The sequence below is a fragment of the Pectobacterium sp. CHL-2024 genome (assembly GCF_044751765.1).
GTDB classification, from domain to species: Bacteria; Pseudomonadota; Gammaproteobacteria; order Enterobacterales; family Enterobacteriaceae; genus Pectobacterium; species Pectobacterium brasiliense.
The window spans coordinates 1-5,063 of record NZ_JBIXKO010000037.1 but is presented as its reverse complement, the minus strand read 5'-3'; the positions used below and the strand labels follow the sequence as shown (position 1 = coordinate 5,063).

Below are 5,063 nucleotides of genomic sequence, written 5' to 3'. Positions count from 1 at the left end.
CCTGGCGGCGATAGCGCGGTGGTCCCACCTGACCCCATGCCGAACTCAGAAGTGAAACGCCGTAGCGCCGATGGTAGTGTGGGGCTTCCCCATGTGAGAGTAGGGAACTGCCAGGCATCAAATAAGTGGAAAGCCTCTGTCGAAAGACAGGGGCTTTTTGCTATGGGCGTTAGGAAAAATTGTTTATCCGTATCCGGTGGCAAAAGGCAGTCGGTATCTCGCGTAGATCAGGTAGACTATGTGATATCTGAATTAGTAGGTATTTCCATCATGCCATCGAGCATTATTTCATTAAAGCCTCATAACTCTTTCTCATTATCTGTGTCTGCCTCTCGTATTGCGGTAGCAGATACTCAAGAACAATTGATCGAGGAATGGCGCGTCGCCTGCGCATCACAAGAGCCCATTTTATTGCTAGGAGAAGGAAGTAATGTCCTTTTTCTGGAGGATTTTTTAGGTACTATTCTGCTAAACCGACTCAAAGGTATAGATATTCGCGAAGAAAGCGATGGCTGGTATCTTCATGTTGGTGCAGGTGAGAATTGGCACCAATTAGTTGAATATACGCTTAAGCGTGGCATTGCTGGGTTAGAAAATCTGGCATTAATTCCCGGATGTGTCGGTTCTGCACCGATACAGAATATCGGTGCGTACGGTATCGAATTACAGCATGTTTGTGATTATGTTGACGTGTTGGATCTGGCTGAAGGTAAAGTCATGCGTTTTACCTCTGAGGAATGCCAGTTCGATTACCGTGAAAGCATATTTAAGCATCAATACCGCTCTGGGTTTGCGATTACCGCAGTAGGGTTCTTTTTAAAGAAAGAGTGGAACCCGATACTTAACTACGGTGATTTGGTCAAGCTGGATCCTAAAACCGTTACGCCACAGCAAGTATTTGATTCTGTATGCTATATGCGTCGAAGTAAACTCCCAGACCCTGTAGTGACAGGTAATGCTGGTAGCTTCTTCAAAAATCCAATAATTACACAACAGCATGCCGAACGTATTTTACGAGAGTATCCGAATGCTCCTCAGTATTTACAAGCTGATGGTAACGTTAAATTGGCCGCTGGATGGTTAATTGATCAGTGTAAACTTAAAGGATTCCAGCTTGGTGGTGCCGCTGTTCACGAGAAACAGGCATTGGTTCTGATTAATAAAAATAATGCAAAAAGCTCAGATATTGTTGAATTAGCTCGTTATGTCCGCAACCAAGTTTCTGAAAAATTCTCCATACAGCTGGAACCTGAAGTTCGCTTTATTGCTGCGCATGGAGAGGTCAATGCCATCGAGGTATTATCATGAAAGATATTACAGTTCCTCTTAAGTTGATTAAAATCCTCTCTGATGGGGAGTTTTATTCCGGTGAGTTACTGGGCGAAATGATGGGGATGAGTCGAGCTGCGATTAATAAACACATCCAAACTATACGAGATTGGGGAATTGATATTTTTACTGTAACGGGTAAGGGTTATTCTTTGCCAGCGCCTATGCAGTTATTAGATGAAGAAGTTATCCTTAAGCACCTACCTGAAGGTGGCGTAACGGTTTTACCTGTCGTCGATTCTACGAATCAGTACATTTTAGAACGATTGGATACACTGTCCTCCGGTGATGCATGCCTTGCTGAATATCAGCAGTCTGGGCGTGGTCGTCGGGGGCGACAATGGTTTTCACCCTTTGGTGCGAATTTGTATTTGTCCTTATATTGGCGCCTAGAGCAGGGACCAGCTGCGGCTGTTGGGGTGAGTCTGGTTATCGGTATCGTAATGGCCGAAGTGCTACATAAGCTGGGTGCTGATGGTGTTCGAGTCAAATGGCCTAATGATTTATATCTGAAGGATAGAAAGTTGGCTGGCATTCTTGTCGAACTGACAGGGAAAACTGGGGATGCAGCTAATTTAGTCATTGGTGCAGGTATTAATCTACAAATGAGAGAACCTGCTCCAGATACGATTAATCAAGGCTGGATAAATTTACAAGAGGCAGGTATAGAGATTAATCGTAATACTCTCGCTTCGACTCTTATTTCTGAATTAAGAAGCGCTTTGGCCGTCTTTGAACTACAAGGTCTTGAGCCATTTATTCCCAGATGGGAAAAGTTGGATAACTATTTTAATCGTCCGATCCGCTTGGTTATCGGTAATCGCGAAATTCATGGGATAGACCGAGGAATCGATCGCCAGGGTGCATTGTTATTAGAAGCCGATGGTTTGATAACACCGTATATTGGTGGGGAAATTTCTCTGCGCGGCGCATAAAAAAGGGGAATTCCCCCTTTTACATGTTCATTCATTTTCACTTTCTTAATCGAACACATTCAACGGCATGATTAGCACTTTTAGTCATAATAAGACTAGCTCTTTCCCGGGTGGGAAGGATATTTTCTTTTAGATTAAGTCCATTAATTTCCTTCCATAATTGAGATGCAATACCGACGGCTTCTTCTTTCGTCAATTTTGCGTAATTATGGAAGTATGAATTTGGATTTGAGAATGCACCTTGTCTAAATTTCAAAAATCTATTTATATACCATGTTTGTAGCAGTGTTTCAGGCGCATCCACATAGATAGAGAAATCTACAAAGTCAGAAACAAAAACTCTATGTGGATCATGTGGATAGTCCATTCCGCTTTGTAAAACATTCAACCCTTCTAATATTAAAATATCAGGTTGCTCCAACACTTTATTATTATTAGGAACGATATCATATGTTAGATGAGAATAAGTTGGGGCCGTGACTTTGTGTGTCCCTGATTTTATATCAGAAACAAATTTTACCAGGCTGTGCATATCATATGATTGTGGAAAGCCTTTTTTCTTCATCAAGTCGCGTTCTTTTAGCACTTTATTTGGATGAAGAAATCCATCGGTTGTAATAAGTTCTACGCTGCGGTGTTCTGGCCAGCGGCTTAATAGCGCTTGGAGCACACGGGCTGTGGTACTTTTCCCTACAGCGACGCTACCTGCGATGCCGATTATGTAAGGTATTTTTTGTCCATCGGTTCCTAAAAACTGCTCAAGCACAGCCTGACGGCGTAAATTAGAGCTTATATAGAAATTGAGCAGGCGAGATAGCGGCAGATAAATTTCCGCGACTTCGTCTAATGAAAGGTCTTCGTTAATGCCTTTGAGCTTAACGATTTCTTCTTCTGTCAGCGTTAACGGGACGGAATCGCGCAAGGCGGCCCATTGGCTGCGGTTAAATTGTAGATATGGCGTGGCTAAGGATTGCTCTCTGTTGCTCATAAGTCGTGTTCTGCCTGCTTCACAGGTAAGAAAAGGGACTCTCAGCTCAGCGAAGAAAACGGGCTATTAGTTTAGCCAACGCGATGATCGCGGCACCTTCTCTTATGCAATAAATTTTTGATAATGGGCAGGTTAACACTTTGCTGCTAGAAAGAAGAAGAGAAAATCGGTGCTGTACCCGATGCTTCTATGTTTACGCATCGGGTACTCGCTAGCTAGCGATGGCTTTACCTAACCCATTCACAGCAAAGAGGCGCTTATAATAGATGGCCGTTGGGTGGTAATAACCATCAGGGGTGCAAGCATAGTCTGGTAATTCTCCCAGATGGCGATAACCCAAGGCACGGTAGAACGCTTCTGCGGGGGAACCTGCTTGGGTGTCTAAGTAGAGCAGGCCTCTCTGCTGTAAAAGTGCGCTCTTTTCCAATAGTTGAATGAGCAGTCGGCCTATTCCCGCTCTTCTTGTGCGGCTATGGACCAGTAATTTTTGAATTTCAGCTCTGTTTTTCCCGTTTGTTTTTTGACACAACTCGAGCTGTACGCTTCCGACAATACCCTCCTCATCGCGCGCTACCCATATCATACGTTCACCGCTGGAAACGGATGTTTGCAAACTATGAAAATATTCTGTGGCTTCTTTATGGGACAGTGGCGAGTGGTATCCAACAGAAGCGCCTTTTTCTACAGCATCTATCAATAGATTAGCCAGTTCCTCACGATAGACAGGTAAGGTTGCTGCATTGAGTTGAACGGTTTTCATCGTATTTTGCCCCTTTGACAGAAATTTATTTTTAACCAAGCAAAATGCATTCCAGGTCTGTTTTCTTAGAAAAGTGAGCAAAATAGCATCGGTCGGTGCAGCGACTGCTCTTCTAAAGGGCAAAACCGTATTTTTGGTGCAAGAGAAACAAGAGGAAGGTTGGTGGCGAAATCACCATTTTGTTGGATAGGGTTGGTGGTTCTTTGCGCTAATTCTTACTGTTACTCTAGATTTATAGCTGAATTTGGATAAAATCTAAGCGATAGCGCATTTTACGCAATTTTTTTGTTGCATCGAGCGTTCTGTCTACCTAGAATGCGCAGCACTTGAAGCCGGCTTAGCTCAGTAGGTAGAGCAACTGACTTGTAATCAGTAGGTCACCAGTTCGATTCCGGTAGCCGGCACCATCAAGTACACAATCAGGTGGGGTTCCCGAGCGGCCAAAGGGAGCAGACTGTAAATCTGCCGTCACAGACTTCGAAGGTTCGAATCCTTCCCCCACCACCAAATTCAATCCTGGTAACAGGATATTCGATACGGTAGTAAGACTGAGCCGGATCGACGAAGGCGGGGTCTATAAAATCTTATTCCTCAACTTCAAAATCTACAGAAAAATTAGGTAGCCGAGTTCCAGGATGCGGGCATCGTATAATGGCTATTACCTCAGCCTTCCAAGCTGATGATGTGGGTTCGATTCCCACTGCCCGCTCCAAGATGTGCTGATATAGCTCAGTTGGTAGAGCGCACCCTTGGTAAGGGTGAGGTCGGCAGTTCGAATCTGCCTATCAGCACCACTTCCTTTTCCTCCTCCTGATTTTCTTTCTGTGAATAAATTCAGCAAGCTATCGCTTGGTTGATGTGGTGATACCACCGATTTATCCGTGTCTTAGAGGGACAATCGATGTCTAAAGAAAAATTTGAACGTACAAAACCGCACGTTAACGTCGGTACTATCGGCCACGTTGACCATGGTAAAACAACGCTGACCGCTGCAATCACTACCGTTCTGGCTAAAACCTACGGTGGTAACGCGCGTGCATTCGACCAGATC

At 44.2% G+C, this 5,063-nt stretch carries 5 protein-coding genes, 4 tRNA genes and 1 rRNA gene; 8 read left to right on the top strand and 2 right to left on the bottom strand.

The window, feature by feature from the left end:
- From rrf to birA, 3 genes are all read left to right on the top strand, one after another.
- Positions 1–116 (top strand): 5S ribosomal RNA (gene rrf / locus ACIPUG_RS21345).
- A gap of 154 nt (positions 117–270) precedes the next feature.
- On the top strand, positions 271–1,308 hold the full coding sequence (gene murB, locus ACIPUG_RS21340) for a UDP-N-acetylmuramate dehydrogenase (RefSeq protein WP_039530333.1): 1,038 nt from the start codon (positions 271–273) through the stop codon (positions 1,306–1,308).
- The gene (birA, locus tag ACIPUG_RS21335) at positions 1,305–2,264 is read left to right on the top strand and encodes a bifunctional biotin--[acetyl-CoA-carboxylase] ligase/biotin operon repressor BirA (protein ID WP_039530335.1); all 960 of its coding nucleotides are present in this window, start codon (positions 1,305–1,307) and stop codon (positions 2,262–2,264) included. The genes murB and birA overlap by 4 nt, the downstream gene beginning before the upstream one ends.
- A 37-nt stretch (positions 2,265–2,301) precedes the next feature.
- On the opposite strand, the gene coaA is transcribed toward birA, so the two are convergent.
- Together coaA and ACIPUG_RS21325 are read right to left on the bottom strand one after the other, a co-directional pair.
- Positions 2,302–3,252, bottom strand: coding sequence for a type I pantothenate kinase (coaA, locus tag ACIPUG_RS21330; RefSeq protein WP_039281895.1), 951 nt, complete (start codon positions 3,250–3,252; stop codon positions 2,302–2,304).
- Positions 3,253–3,463: 211 nt separating this feature from the next.
- A complete protein-coding gene (locus tag ACIPUG_RS21325) occupies positions 3,464–4,012 on the bottom strand; it encodes a GNAT family N-acetyltransferase (protein WP_014913794.1) in 549 nt (182 codons plus the stop codon).
- 331 nt (positions 4,013–4,343) lie between these two features.
- Between ACIPUG_RS21325 and ACIPUG_RS21320 the strand changes: the two genes are divergently transcribed.
- From ACIPUG_RS21320 to ACIPUG_RS21300, 5 genes are all read left to right on the top strand, one after another.
- Positions 4,344–4,419 (top strand) — tRNA-Thr (locus ACIPUG_RS21320).
- A 15-nt stretch (positions 4,420–4,434) separates the two neighbouring features.
- Positions 4,435–4,519 (top strand) — tRNA-Tyr (locus ACIPUG_RS21315).
- 130 nt (positions 4,520–4,649) lie between these two features.
- Positions 4,650–4,724: transfer RNA gene (locus ACIPUG_RS21310), tRNA-Gly, on the top strand.
- Positions 4,725–4,730: 6 nt separating this feature from the next.
- A tRNA-Thr gene (locus ACIPUG_RS21305) sits at positions 4,731–4,806 on the top strand.
- Between the two features lie 107 nt (positions 4,807–4,913).
- Positions 4,914–5,063: GTP-binding protein (locus tag ACIPUG_RS21300; RefSeq protein WP_400290178.1), on the top strand; the 150-nt coding region annotated here is incomplete at its 3' end.

Excerpts from the sequence above, each read along its gene's own strand:
- ACIPUG_RS21325 (WP_014913794.1), bottom strand. The coding sequence starts at position 4,012 with ATGAAAACCGTTCAACTCAATGCAGCAACCTTACCTGTCTATCGTGAG.
- murB (WP_039530333.1), top strand. The coding sequence starts at position 271 with ATGCCATCGAGCATTATTTCATTAAAGCCTCATAACTCTTTCTCATTA.
- birA (WP_039530335.1), top strand. The coding sequence starts at position 1,305 with ATGAAAGATATTACAGTTCCTCTTAAGTTGATTAAAATCCTCTCTGAT.
- coaA (WP_039281895.1), bottom strand. The coding sequence starts at position 3,252 with ATGAGCAACAGAGAGCAATCCTTAGCCACGCCATATCTACAATTTAAC.